The following is a 20,552-nucleotide window of genomic DNA, read 5'->3' as shown; positions in this document are numbered from 1 at the left end:
CGTCAACCGACGCGCGCCATTCCCACGAAAACCTCACGCGGTCACTACGCAATTCTGCGTACGTTTTTGCGGAATTACCGCAGTGTCGTTTTCGCGCAATTTACCGTATCGGCCATTAAAACCATGGCTGTCATTTCGTCAATTCAACACTTAATGAATTGAAGTCGAATAACGCCATTCGTTTTTCAATTATCCAATTATTTATACACTTCCTTAATTAGAGTATTAGCTCCAATTCGATTGGGCACGCTATTTGCTTTATTAGTAACTATGGTGATGGATCCCATATTTGGTGCATCGCATGCACCATGGAGCCGCCTGAGCGGATTCGCCCGGGTGTGTAAAACCTAGATCGAATGCGGGGTTGCACTTTTGAAAAAATAGGGTTGCACAAGTCGGTATAAACCTTAGGCCTCCATTATGGAAAACCCTGTGGCGGCGGGCATCGCAGCCGCAAAGAATGGAGTTACAATGCGCGCGTTTCGCATACGAAACATTGAATTGGCGTTATTGGCGTTTTATTAAATCGCCGACAATCAGGAGATAATCACATGCAACTCAAGTTCGCGAAGGTACTGCCCGTAGTCGCCGCAGTGACGCTGTTGGCGGCATGCGGTCAGAAGGAAGAAAAGCAGGCCGATTCGGGTGCCGCTTCTGCACCTGCCGCGACGACAGCCGCCAGCGGGGGCGGCGATGCGGTTGTTATCAAGATTGGTCACGTTGCACCATTGACGGGCCAAATTGCTCACTTGGGCAAAGATAACGAAAATGGTGCACGCCTCGCCGTTGAGGAAGCCAATAAAGCCGGTCTGACCATCGACGGCAAGCCGGTCAAGCTGGAACTGGTGGCTGAAGACGATGCGGCCGACCCGAAAACCGCTACGCAAGTTGCACAGAAACTGGTCGACGAGAAAGTCGTCGCAGTGGTGGGCCACTTGAACTCGGGCACGACGATTCCGGCCTCGAAGATCTATAGCGATGCGGGCATCGTGCAGATCTCCCCGTCGGCGACCAACCCGGCTTACACCCAACAGGGCTTCAAGACGGCCTACCGTGTGGTGGCGACCGATGCCCAGCAGGGTCCGGCACTGGCCAACTACGCAACCAAGACGCTGGGCGCCAAGTCCGTGGCCATCGTCGACGACGCGACCGCCTACGGTAAGGGCTTGGCCGACGAGTTCGAGAAGACCGCCAAGGCCAACGGCCTGAAGGTGCTCTCGCACGACGCGACCAACGACAAGGCGACGGACTTCCGCGCCATTCTCACCAAGATCAAGGGTGAGCGTCCGGACATCATCATGTACGGCGGTATGGATGCTACCGGCGGCCCGTTCGCCAAGCAGTCGAAGGAACTGGGTATCGGTGCCAAGGTGCTGGCCGGTGACGGCGTGTGTACCGACAAGGTGGCCGAACTTGCTGGCGACGCCATCGACAACATCGTCTGCTCGGAAGCGGGTATGGCCCTGTCGAAGATGGAAGGCGGCGACGACTTCTCCAAGCGTTATGAAGCGCGCTTCAACCAGCCGATCCAGATCTACGCCCCGTTCACGTACGATGCAGTCAACGTGATCGTCGATGCGATGAAGCGTGCCAACTCGACCGATCCGGCCAAGATCCTGGCAGCCATGCCGGCCACCGACTACAAGGGTGTCATTGGCCACATCGCCTTCGACAGCAAGGGCGACATGAAGGAACCGGTGATTACGCTCTACAACTACCAGAACAAGAAGAAGAGCGTGCTTGACGTGGTGAAGATGTAACTCCCGGGCGCTAGCGCCATGAAACGGCACCGTTGCCTACCCTTTCGGTGCCGTTTCTTCATCTGCGGAACGACGCCGTGCCTGCATGACGGGCACGGCCCCCCCTCCTGAACCAGGATTAGCCTCAACACCCGCAGTTCTCTCAGCCCCCCTGCGACGCCTATCGGTGAAGCGCGCTGGGAGCCCGTTTTCGGGGATCAAGGAGTTAGCTTCATGGATATTTTTATCCAACAAATCTTGAACGGCCTCGTGCTTGGTAGCGTGTACGCGATCATTGCGCTGGGCTACACCATGGTCTACGGCATTTTGGGCATCATCAATTTTGCCCACGCCGACGTGATGATGATCGGCGCGATGGTCGCGCTGTCCACCATCAACTTACTGATGAAAATTGCACCGAACATGAATCCGGTGCTGATGCTGGCCATCGCCACTGCGGTGTGTGTGCCCGTGTGTGCGTTGACCAACTTCGTGATCGAACGGGTCGCGTATCGGCCGCTGCGCAATGCGCCGCGACTCGCGCCGCTGATCACCGCCATCGGCGTGTCGCTGCTGTTGCAGACGATCGCCATGCTGATCTGGTCGCGTAACCCGCTGTCGTTCCCGCAGCTGCTGCCCACCGACGCCATGACGGTCATCCCTGAGCGCGGCAACCATCCGGGCGCTGTGACCAACGGCACCGGCATCGTGATCGTCGTGGTCGCGTTCCTCGTGATGTTCGGCCTCACGCAGCTCGTGAACCGCACCAAGCTCGGCCGCGCCATGCGTGCGACGGCAGAGAACCGCAACGTGGCGGGTCTCATGGGCGTGAACCCCAACTTCGTGATCTCGGCGACCTTTGCGCTGGGCGGCGGACTGGCCGCACTGGCGGGCGTGATGATGGCGTCGAACTACGGTAACGCTCACTTCTACATGGGTTTCATTCCCGGCATGAAGGCGTTCACCGCCGCCGTGCTCGGGGGCATCGGTAACCTGCAAGGCGCCATGGTTGGCGGCGTGCTGCTCGGCCTGATCGAGGCACTGGGCGCGGGGTATATCGGTGACCTCACCGGGGGTGTTTTCGGCAGCAACTATCAGGACGTGTTCGCTTTCGTCGTTCTGATCGTGGTGCTGGTGTTCCGTCCGTCCGGCTTGCTGGGCGAACGCGTGGCAGATCGTGCATAAGCGGGGAGTCCACACAATGAATCAACCTGTGCAAAGCTCCGCCGGCCCGGCCACGCAAATTTCGGCGGCCGCCGCCACGCGCAAGGCCTATCGCGGCCTCGCATTCTTCCTTCTCGCGGCGATCTTCGCCCCGGTGCTCGTCGGCTACGCTGGCGGCAACTACTGGGTGCGCGTGCTCGACTTCGCGCTGCTCTACATCATGCTCGCGCTGGGCCTGAACATCGTGGTGGGCTTCGCTGGCCTGCTCGACTTGGGCTACATCGCGTTCTATGCCGTGGGCGCGTACGTCACCGCGTTTCTCAGCTCACCGCACCTGACTACGCAATTCGAGTGGATCGGGCATATGTTCCCGGGCGGGCTACACGTTCCCGTGTGGTTCACCATCCCGATCGGGGCGGCGGTAGCGGCGATATTCGGCATTTTGCTGGGCGCGCCGACACTGCGTCTGCGCGGCGACTACCTGGCGATCGTGACGCTGGGTTTCGGCGAAATCATCCGTATTTTCATGAACAACCTCGACCGTCCGGTGAACATCACCAACGGCCCGAAGGGCATCACCGGCATCCAGCCCGCGTCGCTGTTCGGCTTCGATTTTTCGAAGGCGCACAACTTCTTCGGGATGCAGGTCAGCTCGGTGTACATGTACTACTACCTGTTCGTGTTCCTTGCGCTAGTCATCGCGTTCATCTGCGTGCGATTGCAGCACTCGCGCATCGGGCGAGCGTGGGTGGCCATTCGTGAAGACGAAATCGCGGCCAAGGCGATGGGTATCAACACGCGCAACATCAAGCTGCTGGCGTTTGCCATGGGCGCGTCGTTCGGCGGTGTGGCGGGCGGCATGTTCTCGGCGTTCCAGGGCTTCGTCTCGCCCGAGTCGTTCACCTTCTGGGAGTCGATCGTCGTGCTCTCGATGGTGGTGCTCGGCGGTATGGGGCACATTCCGGGCGTGATTCTGGGCGGTGTGCTGCTCTCGGCGTTCCCCGAGGTCTTGCGCTCGACCATGGGCCCGTTGCAAATGAAGTTGTTCGGCAGCGTCATCGTCGATCCCGAGGTGATCCGGCAACTGCTGTACGGTCTGGCCATGATCTTGATCATGCTGTACCGTCCGGCCGGCCTGTGGCCGTCGCCGCGTCCGGAAGAGCGGACTCTGTAAGCCGAGGGAGACGAACTGACTATGAGCGAACAAATTCTTCTGTCCGTGAAGGGCGTGAACAAACGCTTCGGCGGTCTTCAGGCCCTCACCGATGTGGGTCTGGAAATCAAGCCGGGGCAAATTTACGGGCTGATCGGCCCGAACGGTGCAGGCAAGACCACTTTCTTTAACGTCATCACCGGGCTCTACACGCCTGATTCGGGCGAATTCACGCTCGACGGCACGACTTACAAGCCGACCGCCGTGCATGAAGTGGCGCGCGCGGGCATTGCCCGTACGTTCCAGAACATTCGCCTGTTCGGCGGCATGACCGTGGTCGAGAACGTGATGGTGGGGCGCCACGTGCGCACGAAGATGGGCGTGATCGGCGCCATCGTCCGGTATCCGGGCGCGAAGGCCGAAGAACGCGCCATCCGCGATCGCGCGATGGAACTGCTCGAATACGTGGGCGTGGCGAAGTACGCCAACTACACGGCCGCCAATCTCTCGTACGGCCACCAGCGCCGTCTGGAGATTGCCCGCGCGTTGGCCACCGACCCGAAGCTGCTCGCGCTCGACGAGCCTGCCGCCGGCATGAACGCGACCGAAAAGGTCGAGTTGCGCGGCTTGCTCGACAAGATTCGCAGCGACGGCAAGACCATCCTGCTCATCGAGCACGACGTGAAACTGGTGATGGGCTTGTGCAACCGCATGACGGTGCTCGATTACGGCAAGGTCATTGCCGAAGGTTTGCCGCAGGATGTGCAGAAAAATCCGGCGGTGATTGAAGCGTATCTCGGTGCAGGAGGCCATTGATGAGCGCAGCAATGTTGACGATCAAGGGCCTGAAAGTCGCGTACGGCGGGATCAAGGCGGTCAAGGGCATCGACTTGAGTATCCAGCCGGGCGAACTGGTCACGCTTATCGGCGCGAACGGGGCAGGCAAGACGACCACGATGAAGGCCATCACAGGCCTGTTGCCGTGGGCCGATGGCGACATCGAGTATCTGGGCAAGTCGATTCGCGGCGTGAAAGCGTTCGATCTGCTCAAGCAGGGGCTGGCGATGGTGCCGGAAGGCCGTGGCATCTTCACGCGCATGACCATCCTCGAGAACATGCAGATGGGGGCGTATCTACGCAACGACACGACCGGGATCAAGAACGACGTCGACAAGATGTTCGGCATCTTCCCGCGGTTGAAGGAGCGCAAGGACCAGCTCGCTGGCACGCTGTCCGGTGGTGAGCAGCAGATGCTCGCCATGGCGCGTGCACTGATGAGCCAGCCCAAACTGCTGTTGCTTGATGAGCCGTCGATGGGCCTCTCGCCGATCATGGTCGACAAGATCTTCGAGGTGGTGCGCACGGTCTCTGGCGAGGGCGTGACGGTACTGCTCGTGGAACAGAACGCACGTTTGGCATTGCAGGCCGCCCACCGCGGCTATGTGATGGACAGCGGGCTCGTCACCATGACCGGTAACGCCAAAGACATGCTCGACGACCCGAAGGTGCGCGCCGCGTATCTGGGGGAATAAGCCGTCGGCTTGGCTGAAAAACGAAAGCGCGCTGGAGGCGACTCCAGCGCGCTTTTTTCATTGCCACGGCGGCGCACGTGCATCGCGCGCCATGCCGTATCCAGCGGCTTACATCGTGACGCGCGCGCCCGATGCCAGCGGCAACCGCTTCCCCATACTCACCACATCGTCGGCCGCGTAGCCGTGCGCCGCATAGAACGCGAGGGCTTCGCGCGATTGCGTGAGCACCTGCAAATTCAGCTTCAGACAGCCGCGCTCGGTGAGTGCCGTTTCCGCATGGCGTAGCAGTGCGCTGGCCACCCCGCGTCGGCGCAGCGCAGTCGCCACCGCCAGCGAGTACACCCAGCCGCGATGCCCGTCGTAGCCAGCCATCACCGTGCCCACGACTTTGCGATCGCGCACGGCGACGAAGAACAGGCCATCTTGCATCGCTACTTTGTTGGCGATCGAGCGGCGCGGCTCGCGGTGCGGCTTGTCGGCGCGGTTGTACTCGGGGAACGCTTCGCGCCAGAGCGCGAGCACGCCATCGGTATCGGCGTCGTCGAAAGTGCGGATATGAACGTCGGAAGCCAGCGAGATCATGAGGCCGCCCCCTCGCCGGTGTAAATGTCGGGCCGGTGAATCTGCATCATCTTGTTCACGGCACCCAGCGGTTCGAACCCATAGCGCGCGTACAGACTCGCCGCATCGGTCGTCGCCAGCAGAAAGCGCCGCAGGTTCTGCAATGCCGGATGCGCGAGCACGTTCTCGCACAAGCGCTTACCGATGCCCAGGCCACGCATCGATGGATCGACGAACACGTCGGCCAGATACGCGAACGTGGCGCGGTCGGTAATCACGCGCGCGAAGCCGACTTGCTGCACCGGTCCGCCTTCGACATGGGTAGCGTAAGCGCCGAAGCAAAGCGAGTTCGAGATTGCGCGCATGAGTGTGTCGCGCGGAATGTCTTTTGCCCAGTGCGTCTGCGTCGAGAGCGCGTTGTGGATGAAGCCGATATCGAGTCGGGCCGGATCGTACGAAATTTCGACGATGGCGTCGGCCGGTGGCGTCGCGTGCGCCTGGCTCATGTCGTTCATCGTTGTGATCTCCTCTTTGGAATCTTGAACGGGGACGGCGTTATCAAGCGTGCTTGGCGAGCAGCGAATCGAGCATCGAGAGCATCTGATCGATTTCGTCGCGGCTCACGTTGAGCGCGGGCATGAAGCGCAGCAGGTTCGGGCGTGCCGAGTTAAGCAGCAGACCGTCCGGCCCCATGTCGCGCGCCGCTTCCACCAGCTGCGGGCCGATATCGCGGCCGAGCAGCAAGGCGCGCAGCAGCCCGGCACCGCGCTCGCCCTGACCGCCGTAGCGCGACGACAGGTGTTCCAGCCCGGCGCTCAGGTAATCGGCCTGCGCGCGCACGAATTCGAGGAAGCCCGGAGCGCTGACGGTGCGCATCACGGCGAGGCCAACCGCGCACATGAGCGGGTTGCCGTTGTACGTGCCGCCCTGATCGCCCGGCTGGAACACGGCGAACTCGTCGCCGCAGAGCATGGCGGCGAGCGGCACACCGCCGCCGATGCCTTTTCCGAGCGTCATGATGTCGGGCGTGATACCGGCTTGTTGATGCGAGAACAGCGTGCCGGTACGCCCGCAGCCGGTTTGCACTTCGTCCACGATCAGCAGCAGGCCGCGCGCCTTGGTCAGTGCGCGCAGTTCCTTGAGGAAGGCGTCGGTCGCGGGCACCACACCGGCTTCGCCCTGAATCGGCTCCAGCATCACGGCGACCGTATCGGGGCCGATCAGCGCTTCGACTGACGCGATATCGTTCAAATCGGCCTTCGGGAACCCCGGCACTTGCGGCGCGAAGATGGTGTCCCAGCCCGGCTTGCCGCTGGCCGACATCGTGGCGAGCGTGCGACCGTGGAAGCCGTTCTTGAACGTGATGATCTCGAAGCGCGCGCCGCCTGCCGGGTTCGGGTGCAGTTGTCCCCACTTGCGGGCGAGCTTGATGGCGCTCTCGTTGGCTTCTGCGCCGCTGTTCGCGAAGAACACCTTGCCGAGCCCCGACAGGCGTGCGAGCAGGTCCGCCAACTCGATCATCGGCAGGTTGTAGTACGCCGGGCTCGGGTTGAGCAACTGCGAGGATTGCGTGGCGAGCGCGTCGCGCATCACCGGGTGGCAGTGGCCCAGGCTGTTGACGGCCCAGCCTTGGATGAAGTCGAGATATCGCTTGCCGTCGTGGTCGTACAGCCAGGCACCTTTGCCGTGGGTGAATACGAGATCCGGGCGCGACGTGATCGGCAACAGGGCGTGCGTGGCGAACTCGGCGAACTTCGCGTCGGCGGAAGTTTTAGCGCTCGAGGCGGTTGACGATGACGAGGCGGCAGATTGGGAAGCAAGCGACATAACGGTCTCCGAAGGGCGAAAGGTAAAGAGACGAGGAATAAAAAAAGCCACGGGGTTTGCCCGTGGCTTTGCTGTGCTTGAGAACTCGCTTGTTATCGCAGTCCATAGCGCGCCGCGCGGCATCCCGGGAGGGGCAGCGTACGGCGACGTCGGATCGAGGCGATGGCAATCAGGTTCATGTCGGCAAGAATAAGTCGATGATGCGGCGCTTGTCAAAGGGAATGCGTGAACTTGTCTCACATCTGCATCTGTCGCGCCTTGGCGACATGTCCGGCGAGTCCGAAGCATTCCCCCGTCGATCAGGTCGCGGCCCCCGGGTCGTCGGCCTCGGTGGTGAAGGCGTCGGCGAAGAACGCGTCTTCCGGCAACTGGTGGTGCGCAATGAAGTCGCGGCGGGCCGATTCGACCATCACTGGCGCACCGCACGCGTACACCTCGTAGCCCGACAGATCCGGCAGATCCTCGACCACGGCGCGGTGCACGAAGCCCGTGCGGCCCGACCACTGGTCTTCCGGCGCAGCTTCCGAGAGCACCGGCACGAAAGTGAAATTCGGAATCTCGCGCGCCCATTGCTCGGCCAGATCGCGCATGTAGATGTCCTTCAATTGCCGTGCGCCCCAATAAAGCGTCATCGGACGGTTCAGTCCCTTGTGCACGGCATGTTCGACGATGGCCTTGATCGGCGCGAAGCCGGTGCCCGAGGCGAGCAGCACGATGGGCTTCTCCGAATCGTCACGCAAGAAGAACGTGCCGAGCGGGCCTTCGAAGCGCAGAATTTCGCGCTCTTTCATCGTGTTGAAGACGTGATCGGTGAACACGCCGCCGGGCATATGACGCAGATGCAGATCGATGAAGCCTTCTTCGTGCGGCGCGGTGGCCATCGAATAGCTGCGTCGGCGGCCGTCTTTCAGGATGAACTCGATGTATTGGCCGGCCAGATACTGGAAGCGTTCGTTGGCGGGCAGTTGCAAGCGCATGACGATCACGTCGTCGGCCAGGCGCGTGAGCGCGTTCACGCGGCAGGGCAGGCGTTTGACCGGAATGTCGCCGATACCTTTGACTTCACGGCTCTCGATGACCACATCGCTCTTGGCGTGTGCGCAGCACAGTAGCGCGAAGCCGCGCGTTTCTTCGTCCTTGGTGAGCGCCGAGGCCGAGTGTGCGCCGTGTTCGACGGTGCCCTCGACGAGCTTTGCCTTGCATGACCCGCAGCCGCCGTTCTTGCAGCCGTAAGGCAGGCCGATGCCCTGACGCAGCGCGGCCGAGAGCAATGCCTCGCCGTCTTCCACCTGGAACTCGCGCCCGCTCGGCACGAGGGAAACGTTGTAAGCCATACTACAATCCGAAAAATGAAAAATCCGTCCAAATCCCTTGGTCGCCCGCGCCTGCTTGTCGTGGGCTGCGGCGATGTCGGCATGCGTGCGCTGCCGACACTGGTCAAACGCTTTCGCGTCTATGCCGTGACGTCCAGCGACGCGCGTCATGCGGCGTTACGGGCCGCGGGCGCCGTGCCCGTTGCGGCCAATCTCGATGACCGTGCGAGCCTTGCGCGTATCGCCCATCTGGCCCCGCGCGTGTTGCATCTGGCGCCGCCCGACGGGGTGGCCGGTAGTGGCACGCGCGACCTTCGTACGCGCCGTCTGAGGGCCGCCCTTTTGCACCCGTCGAAGGCCAATATTGTACCCGAGGGGGGCCTGGGCCCCGCGCGCCGCATCCTGGTCTACGCCAGCACCAGCGGGGTGTACGGCGATTGTGGCGGTGCGCTGGTCGATGAGACTCGCACGCCGCGCGCACGTTCACCGCGCGGGCAGCGGCGTGTGGACGCCGAGCGCACCTTGCGCGCGTTGGGACGGCCGTCGAAACACGCGCGCAATGCCCGGCGCGATTGGCTGGCCGGGCCCGCGCGAACGATTTCGCCAGCGAGCGGTTCGAGCGTAGCGGGTGCGCGCCCGAGATGGCGGCAGGCGGAGCATTTGCGCGTGCGCTGGCGCGCGTCGATCGTGCGCATTCCCGGGATCTACGCGGCTGACCGGTTGCCGACGGCCCGGCTGGAGCGCGGCACTCCGGCATTGCGCGAATCGGACGACGTGTACACGAACCATATCCACGCCGATGATCTGGCGGCGATTCTGATCCGGGCGATGTGGCGCGGCAAGCCGCAACGCGTCGTGCACGCGAGCGACGATACCGAGTGGCGCATGGGCGAATATTTCGACCGCGTGGCCGATGCGCTGGGCATGACACGCCCGGCCCGAATCTCGCGCGAAGTCGCTGAGCGAGAACTTCCGCCGACGCTGCTCTCGTTCATGTCGGAGTCGCGGCGCCTGGACAATACCCGGCTCAAGCGCGAACTTGGCTACCGGCTGAAGTATCCGGACGTGGCGGCGCTATTGGCGACACTGACGAAATGAAAACCCTTCGAACCTTCGCGCTGGCGGTGTTGCTGAGCGTCGCGCCGCTGTCGTCTTCGCTGGCGCACGCCGAACCCACCATTCAGGCGGGTTTTTCCCCGGAAGGCTCGGCCCGAACGCTGGTGTTGGAGACCATTGCCAGCGCAAAGCACAGCATTCAAATGCTCGCGTACTCGTTTCAGGCGCCCGATATCATGCAGGCGCTGGTCGATGCGAAAAAGCGCGGTGTGGACGTGCGCGTCGTGATCGACAAGCGACGCAACACCGGCAAAACGAGCCGGGCGGCGATGGATTTCGTGACGAGCCACGGCGTAGCGTTGCGCACTAACGACCACTTCAATATCCATCACGACAAGACGATCATCGTCGACGGCGAAACGGTGGAAACCGGCTCGTTCAATTTCGCGAAGTCGGCTGAGACGACCAACTCCGAGAACGTGGTCGTGATTCGCAATGCCCCCGAGATTGCGCGGCAGTACGTCGAGCACTGGCAATCTCGTTGGGATCTCGGCGAGCCTTACCCGGCACGCTGACGTTCGCGCAGACCTCATGCAGACATTCGCGCGACCGAGCGACGATCAACATCACACATCGCCATTCGTCGATCCGCCTAACGCCTTGATGAGCGTGAGCGTCGCGTCGATCTGATCGAGGCGCGACTGCGCGGCATTGCGGCGTGCCTGACGCGCAAGCCGTTGCGTATCGAGCCATGACTGCACGTCGATATCGCCCGCACGGTAACGCGCTCCGGACAACGCGGCGGCCCGCTGCGCCAGTGTGGCCGCGCGCGCCAGCGCTTCGTATTGCACGGACGTGCGTTCGCGCGTTGCGAGCGCATCCTCGACTTCCTTTAACGCGGTGAGCAGCGTGCTGCGAAACGCCACACCCGACTGTTCGAAATCGTTGCGAGCGAGCGCTGTGGTGAATCGCGCCGTCTGCACTTGCAGGAACGGCATGGCAATCGTCGCGGCAAGCGTGCCGACCGGATTCGCGAGCAACCGCGACAGCGAATCGCTGGTCGTGCTCGTCGATCCGGTGAGCGTGAGCGATGGATAGAACGACAAACGCGCTGCATCGACGTCAGCCAATCGTGCGCGCATACGGGTTTCAGCCGCAGCGAGATCCGGGCGGCGAGCCAGCAACTCCGCAGGCAGGCCGGGCGCGACCTCGGGGAGCGTGGCGTCGGCCAGCGTTTCGCGCTCGGCGAAGCGCGTTTGTGCTGGCTCGCCAAGGGCATTGGCTAACGCATGCCGGGCGATGTCGCGCAGACGCTCCCAGTCGGCCAGCGCGCCCGCAACAGCGTCGCGATCCTGCTGTGCCTGTACGGGGTCAAGCGCCGACACGGCACCGGCACGACGGCGCGCGTCGACCAGCGCCACGATCTTTTCGGCGGACGCCAAGTCCTCCTTCGCGCTGCGCACGTTGTCGTTCAGATACGCAAGCCGCCAGTACAACGACGCGACATCGCTCGACAACGTGAGCGCCGCGGCGCGGCGATCCCACGCGCTGGCCGCCGCTTGCCACTGCGCCGCGTCGCGTTGTGCGGCCAGCTTGTTCCACAGGTCGACCTCGTAGCTGATGCTCGCATTCGTGCCGGAGCTCGTCTGTCCGTTTGGGGCGATGACCGTGTTGCGGCCATCGAGTGCGCGCGACTTTGCGCCCGCGATCGAAGCGGAGAATTGCGGCCAGCGGTTCGCGCCGGTGAGGCCCGCCTGAAGCGCGTCGCGGTCCGCTTGCAGCGACTTGAGCGCGAGCCCCGGGTTACCTGCCAGTGCGCGCGTGACCAGCGCATCGAGGCCGGGTTCGGCAAAACCTCGCCACCATGGATCGATAGCTGCGGTCTCATCAGTCGCGACGACGTGGCTGGGCGCGTCGATCGGCGTACGGTATTGGGCGGGCACCGGCAGGGCCGGGCGTTCGTAATCGGTGCGCGTGAGGCCGCATCCGGCGAGCAGCATCGCGGCGCTCAGCACGGAGAACGAGAAATAGCGCGGAAAAAGTCGCGGAAAAGCGCGCGAGACAGATCGAGCAGACAGCGACGGCAAAGACATCGGAAGGCGGGGCAATGGGCGGGTCATCGAATCAGCAAAAAGACCCCCGCGCGCGACACCGAATCGCGCGCGGGGTATAAATCCATCCCGTGCCTGAGGGGGGGGCGCAGCGGGACGGTTGGGGGGCGATGCAAACTTACTCGCGGGCAAGGGCGTCGACTGGGTCGAGCCGCGCGGCACTACGCGACGGCCACCAGCCGCTGGCCACGCCGATCACGCTGGCGCACATCACGGCAGCGGCGAACGTATGAACGGAAAACACGACGGCCACTTGCGGCACGGCAAACGCGACCAATTGGCCGATGGCATACGACAGCACCACACCGACGGCGCCGCCCATCAGGCAGACCAGCACGGCTTCGATCAAAAACTGGCGCAGGATGTCTTGCCGTCGTGCGCCGATGGCACGGCGAATGCCAATCTCCCGCGTGCGCTCGGTCACCGACACCAGCATGATGTTCGCCACACCGATGCCGCCGACCACTAGCGAGATCAGCGCGACAAACGACAGCAGCAGCGTGAGCATCTGACTGGTGCGCGAGATCGACTTCACGACCGTATCCATGTTGAACGTGAAGAAGTCTTTGTTGCCATGGGCGCGCGTGAGCACGCGCACGATGCCTGCTTCGGCTGCCGACGGGGGATGTCCGTCGATGATGCGCACCGTGATCGCTTCCAGATGCTGTTGTCCGGCGAGACGGCTCGCGGCAGTGCTCCACGGCACGAAGAGATTGAGCGAGCGGCTCACGAACATCGACGAGCGGTCGCGCACTACGCCGACCACGCGCAACGGAAGCGAACCGGCCAGCACGATCTGCCCAATGGGGTCGCCGCCGTTCGGCATCAGCTTTTTCAGCGCGTTTTCGCCAATGACGACGACCTGCGCTTGCCGCGCGACTTCGGCGGCGTCGAAGCTTCGGCCGCGCGCGAGTTTCAGCCCATTGGCGCGCAGGAAGTTGGCCCCTTCGCCATGCACTTGCGCGTCGGTGTCGATGCGCCCGAAGCGCACGCGCACCGTGCGCGCGTTAATTTGCGGCGAGACGCTGTCCGTGTAGGGCTGTGCAGCGAGCAGGTCGGCGTCACGCGGCAGTAGCGTGCGAATCTCGGCCGCTTTGTCGTCGTTGAAGTCTTTACCGCGCAGCACGGTGATGGTGTTCGGCGAGATGCTGCCGATATCGTCGAGGACGCGCCGCTTGGTGCCTTCGCCAATGGCGGAGAGCGAGACCACCGAGGTAATGCCGATGATGATGCCGAGCATCGTAAGACCCGTGCGCAGCCGGTGCGAGGCGAGCGCGTGCCACGCCATCGACAGGCTTTCCGAGAACTTCGGCCAACCCGCAAACCAACCACGCGAGCGGGGTGCGATCGTAGCTCGGGACACACGCGCATCCTCGTCGATGCGCTGCCCGACGGGGTGTTCTTGCGCGCTGGCGTGAGCACTTTCCTGTGTTCGTTCCCGCGTGAGCGCCGCAAGTTCAGCGGTGCGCGGCGTCTCGTTCACGCGGTCGCGCACGATGCGGCCGTCGGCAATTTCGATGACACGCTGCGCCCACGCGGCAACGCCGGGGTCGTGCGTGACGAGAATGATGGTGTGCCCGCGCGCGTGCAGCTCGCACAGAATCTGCATCACTTCGAGCCCGCTGCGACTGTCGAGTGCACCGGTCGGCTCGTCCGCGAGGATGATGTCGCCGCCATTCATCAGCGCGCGAGCAATACTCACACGCTGCTGCTGGCCGCCTGACATCTGCGACGGACGATGCGTTAAATGTCCCCCGAGCCCAAGCCGCCCGAGCAATGCTGCCGAGCGTTGCGCGCGCGCTGGCTTCGACGTACCGGCATACACGGCGGGCACTTCCACATTGCCTTGCGCCGTGAGATGGCCCATCAGGTGATAGCGCTGGAAGATGAATCCGAAGTGTTCGCGGCGCAACGCGGCGAGATCGTCGTCGGAGAGCGAGGCAACATCGCGTCCATCGATCTCGTAGCGCCCGTGGCTTGCGCGGTCGAGGCAGCCGAGTACGTTCATTAGCGTCGACTTACCCGAACCCGACGGCCCCATGATCGCGACCATTTCGCCACAACGGATGGTGAGCTCGACATCGCGCAATACGGTCACGGCACTCACGCCTTCGCCGAACGAACGACCCACGCCCGTGAGATGCAGCAGCGGGGGCGCGCCCGTATCGGTGACGGGCACCGGTGCGGCAGCACCTTCCGGCATCGACCGATCGCGCGGCGGGAGCGTGTGCGTCACAGCAAAGCCCCTCCGTTGTCGCCGCTGCCGGGCGGCGGTGCGTCGGCCGGGTCGGCCGTCACCACACGCTCGCCTTCTGCGAGACCGTCGAGCGCTTGCGCCGTCAGCCGATTGTCGAGTCCGACCTTGACCCAGCGAACGTGCGCGTTGCCCTTTGCGTCGAGTACGCGAACCTTATAACGGCCGTCTGCGCGCTGCTCGCCGAGTGCCACGGACGGAAACGTCAACGTGTTCGCGATGCGCTCGCGCACGATCGAGACCTGCGCGGTCATGTCGGGGCGCAGCACGCCGTTCGGGTTCGGCACGTCGAACAGCGCGTTGAAGAAGATCGCGTTGTTGATCTTTTCGGGCGAGGGCTGAATCACACGCAACTTGCCTTCGTAGCGTGTCTGCGGCGCGCCCAGAATCGTGAAATACACGGGCTGACCCTCTCGAATGCGCACCACATCCGCTTCGGAAACCTGTGCCTTGATCGTCATCTTCGACAGATCGGCAATCTTGAGAATCGTCGGGATCTGATAAATCGCCGTGACGGTCTGGCCTTCCTGCGTGCTGATGAGCGTCACGCTGCCCGAGATCGGCGCGGTAATGCGCGTGTACGACAAGTTGGTGCGGGCTTTATCGACCTTGACGTTCTGCTGGCTGATTTGCGAGTCGAGCGAGGCGAGTTCTGCCGTGAGCGCCTCGTACTCCATGCGGGCCTTTTCGAGATCGCGCGGCGAGGTGGCTTCATCGCGCGCCATCTGCCGTTGGCGGGCTAACTCGCGCTCGGCCTGGGCTTGGCGAATGGCCTTGGCGCGGCGGTCGGCGGCCAGCGTGTTCAGGCCAGCCGTCACGTCGCGCAGGTCGCTTTCGCTGAGCGTAGGGTCGATTTCCGCGAGCAATTGGCCTTTCGTGACGTTGTCGCCGAGCACCACCTTGAGCGAGCGCAACTGTCCGTTGGCTTGCGAGCCGACTTCCACTTGTTTGATGGGCTGGAGCACGCCGGTAGCGAGCACTGCATCTTCCAGATCGCCGCGCGCGACTTTAGCGCTGAGATAAGCGGGAGGCTTTGCATGCGGCCATTGCCACGCGGTGAGCGCGCACAGCGCGAGAACTACGGCCACGCCGATCTTGCGGCGGCGCGTCAGGGCGGGGAGGCGGAACTTGCTGGAAAGCGTCATTGATCAGGAAATAAGCACCGAATCCGCACCGATGTGCAGACATGTGGCGATCCTAATCAAAGGGTGCGCAGCAAACTGTTTTCAGTTGTTGCGACTTTGTGAACAGAGTTGACCGGATGTGGTTTTACGTTGTTTTCGGTCGATTTGCGTGCCCTTGCGTTCGATCACGGCAGCGGATGGGCGCCTGCGGGGAGTTGCGGATGATCGGGCGTGGGATACGTCAGCGCGGGCATTGGCGCACCGGCGCGGCGCGTGACGACCTGATCGACGACGGCCTCGACGTCCGCCGTCTCGCCGAGCGCCTTGATGAATTTCGCCAGTGGGAAGCCCGGTGCCATGCAGCCCTGCACGACGATGATGCGCCGCTGGAACGTCAGCCAGAGCGACGTCTGCGTCTTCCATGGGATGTCGGCGGCGACGGCGGAGAGCCGCCGCTGTGCGCTCTCGGCAATGTCGCCGTCGTAGCGATAGCTGTTGGACAGGCGGCAACGGCCTTCGAACCAGCAGTGGTTGCCTTTCTCGATGCGGTGATGGGCGTCGGCGAGCCAGTCAGATTCGCGCATTAGCGGGCCAAGGGGTAAGGGACAGTCCGCAACCGCCGAGGAAATGTGGAGAAACGGATCGTTGCCGAAATTGCGTAAGGCGTCGGGGGCGGTCGATGCCGGGGGCGCCGACGGTGACGGGGAAGCCCCGCCTGGCAAGGCTGCCGGGGCGGCAAAGGCCGCGGCTGTCGTCACGACGGTGGCGGTTAGTCCGGCGGCAACGTGTTTGCACAGTGTGAAGATTGCGCGGCGCATACGGCCTCCCACGGGAAAGGCGGGGTGAGTGCGGCACCTGTTGAAACCAGCGTGCGGGCGATAAGGTGGCTATAATTTCGCGCTATCTCTCGCAACGTCGCTCAATTTTGCATTTTTCCGGTGTGTGATGCTCGCGAACGGTTGAGTCGCGCATCAGGCCGCCTTACGAATCCTTTCTGAAATAAGGATTGAGTGCCATTTTATTGGATGCTTCGGCCAACGCGTAACTGGACGGGCGCGCAAACTTCGGTGTATCTCGACACCATGGGAGCACAAACCATGTCCTTAGGCATTGGCGCGCCGGGTGCGGCGCTACATCGGGCCTGGCGTTTGCCGGGGCAAGGCGCGGCCGGCACCGTCGGCACTCACCGGGCTAACGCATCGCCCGACCGTTTCACGAATGCGCTGCGATCGCTCTCCGGGGTGCGCGAGCCTGCTGCGGCAGCGGCATCGGCGCCAACAGCGCAAGACCCTGCCGTGGCGGCAGTTCAAAGTTCGGCTTCCCTGCGTGAGTTGGGCCGAGCCTAAATTAGCGAGAATTCCTTCATGAGTCTGCATGTTCTTCTGGTCGACGACGATCCCGTCGTGCGCGACCTGCTGCGTGAGCTGCTGCATGCCAACGGTATGCAGGTCTCGGTACTTCACAACGGCGCGTCGTTGCTGCGCCGGCTCGAACTCGAACGCCCGTCGGTGATTTTGCTCGACATCATGATGCCCGAGCGCGACGGCCTGCGTGCCTTGCAGGACTTGCGTGCGGCCGGGGAGGATATCCCTGTGATCATGCTCTCGGCACGGGGCGGTCCGCTCGACCGGGCGCTCGGTCTTGAGCTGGGCGCCGACGACTATCTCGCCAAGCCGTTCGATCCGCGCGAGTTGCTCGCCCGCATTCATGCGGTGCTGCGCCGTCGTGGCCCGGTGGCGGCGAGCGCGCCCGACGCCCGTGCGCCGTATCGATTCGGCCCGTTTGAGCTCGATTTTTCGCTGCGCACGTTGCAGCGCGAGGGCGAGCGTTTGCCGCTGCGCGATACCGAATTTGCGATGCTCAAGGCTTTCACGCAGCATCCGATGCAGGTGCTGCCCCGGGTGAAGCTGCACGCCATGCTGTATGGCGACGGCATCTCGTTCCGGGATCGCAGCCTCGACGTGCCGGTGTGGCGTTTGCGTCGCTTGATTGAAGCCGACCCGTCCGAGCCGCGCTATATCCAGACGATTCGCGGCAAGGGATACGTTTTCGTGCCGGGGGGCGAGTTGTCGGCCGATGCCGCCGCCAGCGAGCGCGAACACGACGCGGGTGCCGCGGGTGCCGATGATGACGGCCCGGCGCTCGCGGTGGCACCGGTCGCATCGGTGGCGCCCGTGGTGAAGCGCGCGGTGCGTGGCTGGCGGGAGTCGGTTGCGTGAAACTGCGTTGGCGGCTGCGTGACACGTTGTTCGGGCGCATGGCGCTGCTCGGCATCGGCGTTTTGTTGGTGATGCATCTGGTGTGGAGCGCGCTGGTGTTCTACCAGCGGCCTCGCCAGCAAGTCGACGGGTTCGCCCGCGGCTTGCTCATCGCAATTCAAAGCGTGGATCAGCGCGCCGTCGACCCGGGCAGCCTGGCACCGCCGCACGGCTTGCGGCGGGTGCCGGTGGCACAGGCACCGGTCTTTGCCGATCCGACGGGCGACGAACGCGCCTCGCATTTGAGAAACGAGCTGCTCTCGAAGCTGCCGCCAGGCACGCAATTGCATGTGCGCGAAGACGCGAAGCGCGGCAGCTTGTGGGTGTTGCTGCCCAAGCACGACGAGTGGATTGTCATCCCGCTCGATCTGCCGCCAATGCCTCCCTTTGTGCGCGAGACCGTTGGCATTCTCATTGGGGCGGTGCTGCTGGCGTTGCTGATGGCGTGGCAGATGCAGCGTCCCATCTCGCGTGTCGCGCAGGCGGCGCGCGTGATCGCGCGAGGACGTCGCCCGGCGCTGCTGCCCGAGCAAGGTCCACACGAGTTGCGCGATCTGGCCCATGCGTTCAACGACATGGCCAAGCGTCTTGCCGAGGCGGAAGACAATCAGGCGATCATGCTCGCCGGTATTGCCCACGATCTGAAGTCGCCGCTCACGCGCCTGCGTCTGCGCGCCGACCTGATCGATAACGAAGGCTCGCGCGACGGATTCGTGCGCGATATTGCCTCGATCAACCATATCGTTCAGCAATTCCTCGCGTATGCCCGCGACGAGGCGGATACCAGCCCGCTGGTGAGCGTCGATGCCTTCTTGAGCGAGCAGTTTCCGAGTGAAGACGTGTGCGGCGCGGCGGCCATGGAGCTCATGACCACCGAGATGGCCGTCGAAGCGCTGGCCCTTGCCGATGGCGGCGATGGCGGGGCAGGCGACGCTAGCGACGCCGCGCACGCGGGCATGACCCCGTCATGTGCGGGTGTGCCGTTGTTCACCTGCGACCTGCGTGCGGGCCCCGGTTTCCTGTTGCCGCGCACGTTACTCGATCGGGTGATGTCGAACCTTGTCGACAATGCGCTGGAGCATGGCGAGCCGCCGGTACGTTTGGCGACGTGGCGCGAGGACGATGTGGGGTTTATCGAAGTGAGCGACTGCGGCTCAGGCATCCCGGAGGATCAGGTCGCGCTGGCGATGCGTCCGTTCGTGCGTCTGGACGCATCGCGTGGCGGCGAAGGCCATTGCGGCCTTGGCTTATCGCTCGTGGGGCGTTTGGTCGAAGGGCTCGGCGGCTCGGTGCGTCTGGCGACGTCGCCGGACGGCGGCCTGCGCGTCACGATGTGCCTGCCCATCGTCCAGGCGGTAGCCCCGCTTACATCGCACTAACATCGCACTAACATCGCACTAAGGCAAACCGACCCTAGGCGCGTCCAGGCGGGGCCTTTCCCTCAATAAATCTCCGGCACGATCATCGTGTCGGGCACCGGGTGGCGCATGTAGTCTTCGCTGCGGGCGCGCTCGGGCAACAGCACCGGTGTGCGTTCCACGTCGTGATAGGGCACTTGTGCGAGCAAGTGATGAATGCAGTTCAGCCGCGCGCGCTTCTTGTCGTCGGCCTGCACCACCCACCACGGCGCGTCGGGAATATGCGTGCGCTCGAGCATCACTTCCTTGGCGCGCGTGTAGCTCTCCCAACGGCGGCGGCTTTCCAAATCCATCGGGCTCAGCTTCCACTGCTTGAGCGGATCTTGGATACGGGCGAGAAAGCGCGCTTCTTGCTCTTCGTCCGAGATCGAGAACCAGTACTTGACGATTTGGATGCCGCTGCGCACGAGCATTTTTTCGAACTCGGGCACCGAGCGGAAAAACTCTTCGTATTCGTCTTCCGTGCAGAACCCCATGACGTGCTCGACACCGGCGCGGTTGTACCAACTGCGGTCGAACAGCACGATCTCGCCTGCGGCGGGCAGATGCTGCACGTAGCGCTGGAAATACCATTGCGTGCGTTCGCGATCGTTGGGCGCGGGCAGAGCGGCGACGCGGCACACACGCGGGTTCAGGCGTTGCGTAATGCGCTTGATGGCGCCGCCTTTGCCTGCGGCGTCGCGGCCTTCGAAAATCACCACGAGGCGATGGCGGCTGCGAATCACCCAGTCTTGCAGCTTCACGAGTTCGCCTTGCAGGCGGAACAATTCGCGGAAATATTGCAGGCGCTCGCCACGCGCGGCGTCGGTCAGATCGTTCAGGCCGGGCAGGCGAAGATCATCGATTTCCATCTCGATTTCTTCGTCGTAGCTGTCGATGAGGTCATCTTGCAGACGACGCGCCAGCGAGGCGTCGTGGTCGGCATCGGAATCGAATTTGGTCATGGCGACGGTCTCAGTACAGGGCGGAGATTGGGACGAAAAAGCGGGCGGGACGCGACGATAGAGTCGGGCGACTGAGTATGCGACGATTCTATGACACC

At 63.4% G+C, this 20,552-nt stretch carries 19 protein-coding genes; 10 read left to right on the top strand and 9 right to left on the bottom strand.

Translation table 11 applies throughout. The features are described 5' to 3' along the window. Positions 1 to 551 precede the first annotated feature (551 nt). The 5 genes from PPN31114_RS16330 to PPN31114_RS16310 all read left to right on the top strand — a co-directional run bounded on the left by PPN31114_RS16330 (position 552) and on the right by PPN31114_RS16310 (position 5,588). On the top strand, positions 552 to 1,760 hold the full coding sequence (locus tag PPN31114_RS16330; RefSeq protein ID WP_150680584.1) for a branched-chain amino acid ABC transporter substrate-binding protein: 1,209 nt from the start codon (positions 552 to 554) through the stop codon (positions 1,758 to 1,760). Between the two features lie 213 nt (positions 1,761 to 1,973). Next, entirely contained in the window at positions 1,974 to 2,924 is a 951-nt protein-coding gene (locus tag PPN31114_RS16325; protein WP_058375780.1) for a branched-chain amino acid ABC transporter permease, read from the top strand. 16 nt (positions 2,925 to 2,940) lie between these two features. Next, positions 2,941 to 4,077 carry an ABC transporter permease subunit gene (locus PPN31114_RS16320; RefSeq protein WP_246182602.1) on the top strand — a complete coding sequence of 379 codons (1,137 nt, stop codon included), beginning with the start codon at positions 2,941 to 2,943 and terminating at the stop codon, positions 4,075 to 4,077. Between the two features lie 21 nt (positions 4,078 to 4,098). Next, positions 4,099 to 4,872, top strand: coding sequence for an ABC transporter ATP-binding protein (locus tag PPN31114_RS16315; RefSeq protein WP_150680583.1), 774 nt, complete (start codon positions 4,099 to 4,101; stop codon positions 4,870 to 4,872). Continuing rightward, a complete protein-coding gene (locus PPN31114_RS16310; RefSeq protein ID WP_150680582.1) occupies positions 4,872 to 5,588 on the top strand; it encodes an ABC transporter ATP-binding protein in 717 nt (238 codons plus the stop codon). The genes PPN31114_RS16315 and PPN31114_RS16310 overlap by 1 nt, the downstream gene beginning before the upstream one ends. A 108-nt stretch (positions 5,589 to 5,696) precedes the next feature. Here PPN31114_RS16310 and PPN31114_RS16305 read toward each other — a convergent pair whose 3' ends face one another. From PPN31114_RS16305 to PPN31114_RS16290, 4 genes are all read right to left on the bottom strand, one after another. Then, on the bottom strand, positions 5,697 to 6,170 hold the full coding sequence (locus PPN31114_RS16305; RefSeq protein WP_150680581.1) for a GNAT family acetyltransferase: 474 nt from the start codon (positions 6,168 to 6,170) through the stop codon (positions 5,697 to 5,699). Then, the gene (locus PPN31114_RS16300; protein ID WP_150680580.1) at positions 6,167 to 6,664 is read right to left on the bottom strand and encodes a GNAT family N-acetyltransferase; all 498 of its coding nucleotides are present in this window, start codon (positions 6,662 to 6,664) and stop codon (positions 6,167 to 6,169) included. The genes PPN31114_RS16305 and PPN31114_RS16300 overlap by 4 nt, the downstream gene beginning before the upstream one ends. A 43-nt stretch (positions 6,665 to 6,707) precedes the next feature. After that, positions 6,708 to 7,976, bottom strand: coding sequence for an acetylornithine transaminase (locus PPN31114_RS16295; RefSeq protein WP_150680579.1), 1,269 nt, complete (start codon positions 7,974 to 7,976; stop codon positions 6,708 to 6,710). 299 nt (positions 7,977 to 8,275) lie between these two features. Next, positions 8,276 to 9,310, bottom strand: a complete 1,035-nt coding sequence (locus PPN31114_RS16290) for a CDP-6-deoxy-delta-3,4-glucoseen reductase (RefSeq protein ID WP_150680578.1) — start codon at positions 9,308 to 9,310, stop codon at positions 8,276 to 8,278. Positions 9,311 to 9,325: 15 nt separating this feature from the next. Here PPN31114_RS16290 and PPN31114_RS16285 point away from each other — a divergent pair, with 15 nt between their 5' ends. Next, positions 9,326 to 10,387, top strand: a complete 1,062-nt coding sequence (locus PPN31114_RS16285) for a Rossmann-fold NAD(P)-binding domain-containing protein (RefSeq protein WP_150680577.1) — start codon at positions 9,326 to 9,328, stop codon at positions 10,385 to 10,387. Then, positions 10,384 to 10,920, top strand: a complete 537-nt coding sequence (locus PPN31114_RS16280) for a phospholipase D family nuclease (RefSeq protein ID WP_150680576.1) — start codon at positions 10,384 to 10,386, stop codon at positions 10,918 to 10,920. Before PPN31114_RS16285 ends, PPN31114_RS16280 begins: the two co-directional genes overlap by 4 nt. Positions 10,921 to 10,971: 51 nt before the next feature. On the opposite strand, the gene PPN31114_RS16275 is transcribed toward PPN31114_RS16280, so the two are convergent. The 4 genes from PPN31114_RS16275 to PPN31114_RS16260 all read right to left on the bottom strand — a co-directional run bounded on the left by PPN31114_RS16275 (position 10,972) and on the right by PPN31114_RS16260 (position 16,418). Continuing rightward, positions 10,972 to 12,345 carry an efflux transporter outer membrane subunit gene (locus PPN31114_RS16275; RefSeq protein ID WP_174988140.1) on the bottom strand — a complete coding sequence of 458 codons (1,374 nt, stop codon included), beginning with the start codon at positions 12,343 to 12,345 and terminating at the stop codon, positions 10,972 to 10,974. 229 nt (positions 12,346 to 12,574) lie between these two features. Continuing rightward, the gene (locus PPN31114_RS16270) at positions 12,575 to 14,659 is read right to left on the bottom strand and encodes a MacB family efflux pump subunit (RefSeq protein WP_150681095.1); all 2,085 of its coding nucleotides are present in this window, start codon (positions 14,657 to 14,659) and stop codon (positions 12,575 to 12,577) included. 29 nt (positions 14,660 to 14,688) lie between these two features. After that, a complete protein-coding gene (macA, locus tag PPN31114_RS16265) occupies positions 14,689 to 15,855 on the bottom strand; it encodes a macrolide transporter subunit MacA (RefSeq protein WP_150680574.1) in 1,167 nt (388 codons plus the stop codon). A 164-nt stretch (positions 15,856 to 16,019) separates the two neighbouring features. After that, positions 16,020 to 16,418 carry a hypothetical protein gene (locus tag PPN31114_RS16260; RefSeq protein WP_150680573.1) on the bottom strand — a complete coding sequence of 133 codons (399 nt, stop codon included), beginning with the start codon at positions 16,416 to 16,418 and terminating at the stop codon, positions 16,020 to 16,022. A 513-nt stretch (positions 16,419 to 16,931) separates the two neighbouring features. On the opposite strand from PPN31114_RS16260, the gene PPN31114_RS16255 reads away from it, so the two are divergent. From PPN31114_RS16255 to PPN31114_RS16245, 3 genes are read left to right on the top strand one after another with little or no spacing between them, the layout of a single operon-like run. Next, a complete protein-coding gene (locus PPN31114_RS16255; protein WP_150680572.1) occupies positions 16,932 to 17,180 on the top strand; it encodes a hypothetical protein in 249 nt (82 codons plus the stop codon). Positions 17,181 to 17,198: 18 nt separating this feature from the next. Next, positions 17,199 to 18,053, top strand: coding sequence for a response regulator (locus PPN31114_RS16250; protein ID WP_150680571.1), 855 nt, complete (start codon positions 17,199 to 17,201; stop codon positions 18,051 to 18,053). Further along, entirely contained in the window at positions 18,050 to 19,471 is a 1,422-nt protein-coding gene (locus PPN31114_RS16245; RefSeq protein WP_246182601.1) for an ATP-binding protein, read from the top strand. The genes PPN31114_RS16250 and PPN31114_RS16245 overlap by 4 nt, the downstream gene beginning before the upstream one ends. 62 nt (positions 19,472 to 19,533) lie before the next feature. Here the strand turns inward: PPN31114_RS16245 and ppk2 are convergent, their stop codons facing one another. Then, complete coding sequence (ppk2, locus tag PPN31114_RS16240; protein WP_150680570.1) at positions 19,534 to 20,454, bottom strand: polyphosphate kinase 2; 921 nt, start codon at positions 20,452 to 20,454, stop codon at positions 19,534 to 19,536. Between the last annotated feature and the right edge of the window lie 98 nt (positions 20,455 to 20,552).

This window comes from Pandoraea pneumonica (assembly GCF_902459645.1).
Classification (GTDB): Bacteria; Pseudomonadota; Gammaproteobacteria; order Burkholderiales; family Burkholderiaceae; genus Pandoraea; species Pandoraea pneumonica.
Note: the sequence above shows the minus strand (reverse complement) of the source record. Positions and strands in the feature narration are given on the sequence as shown.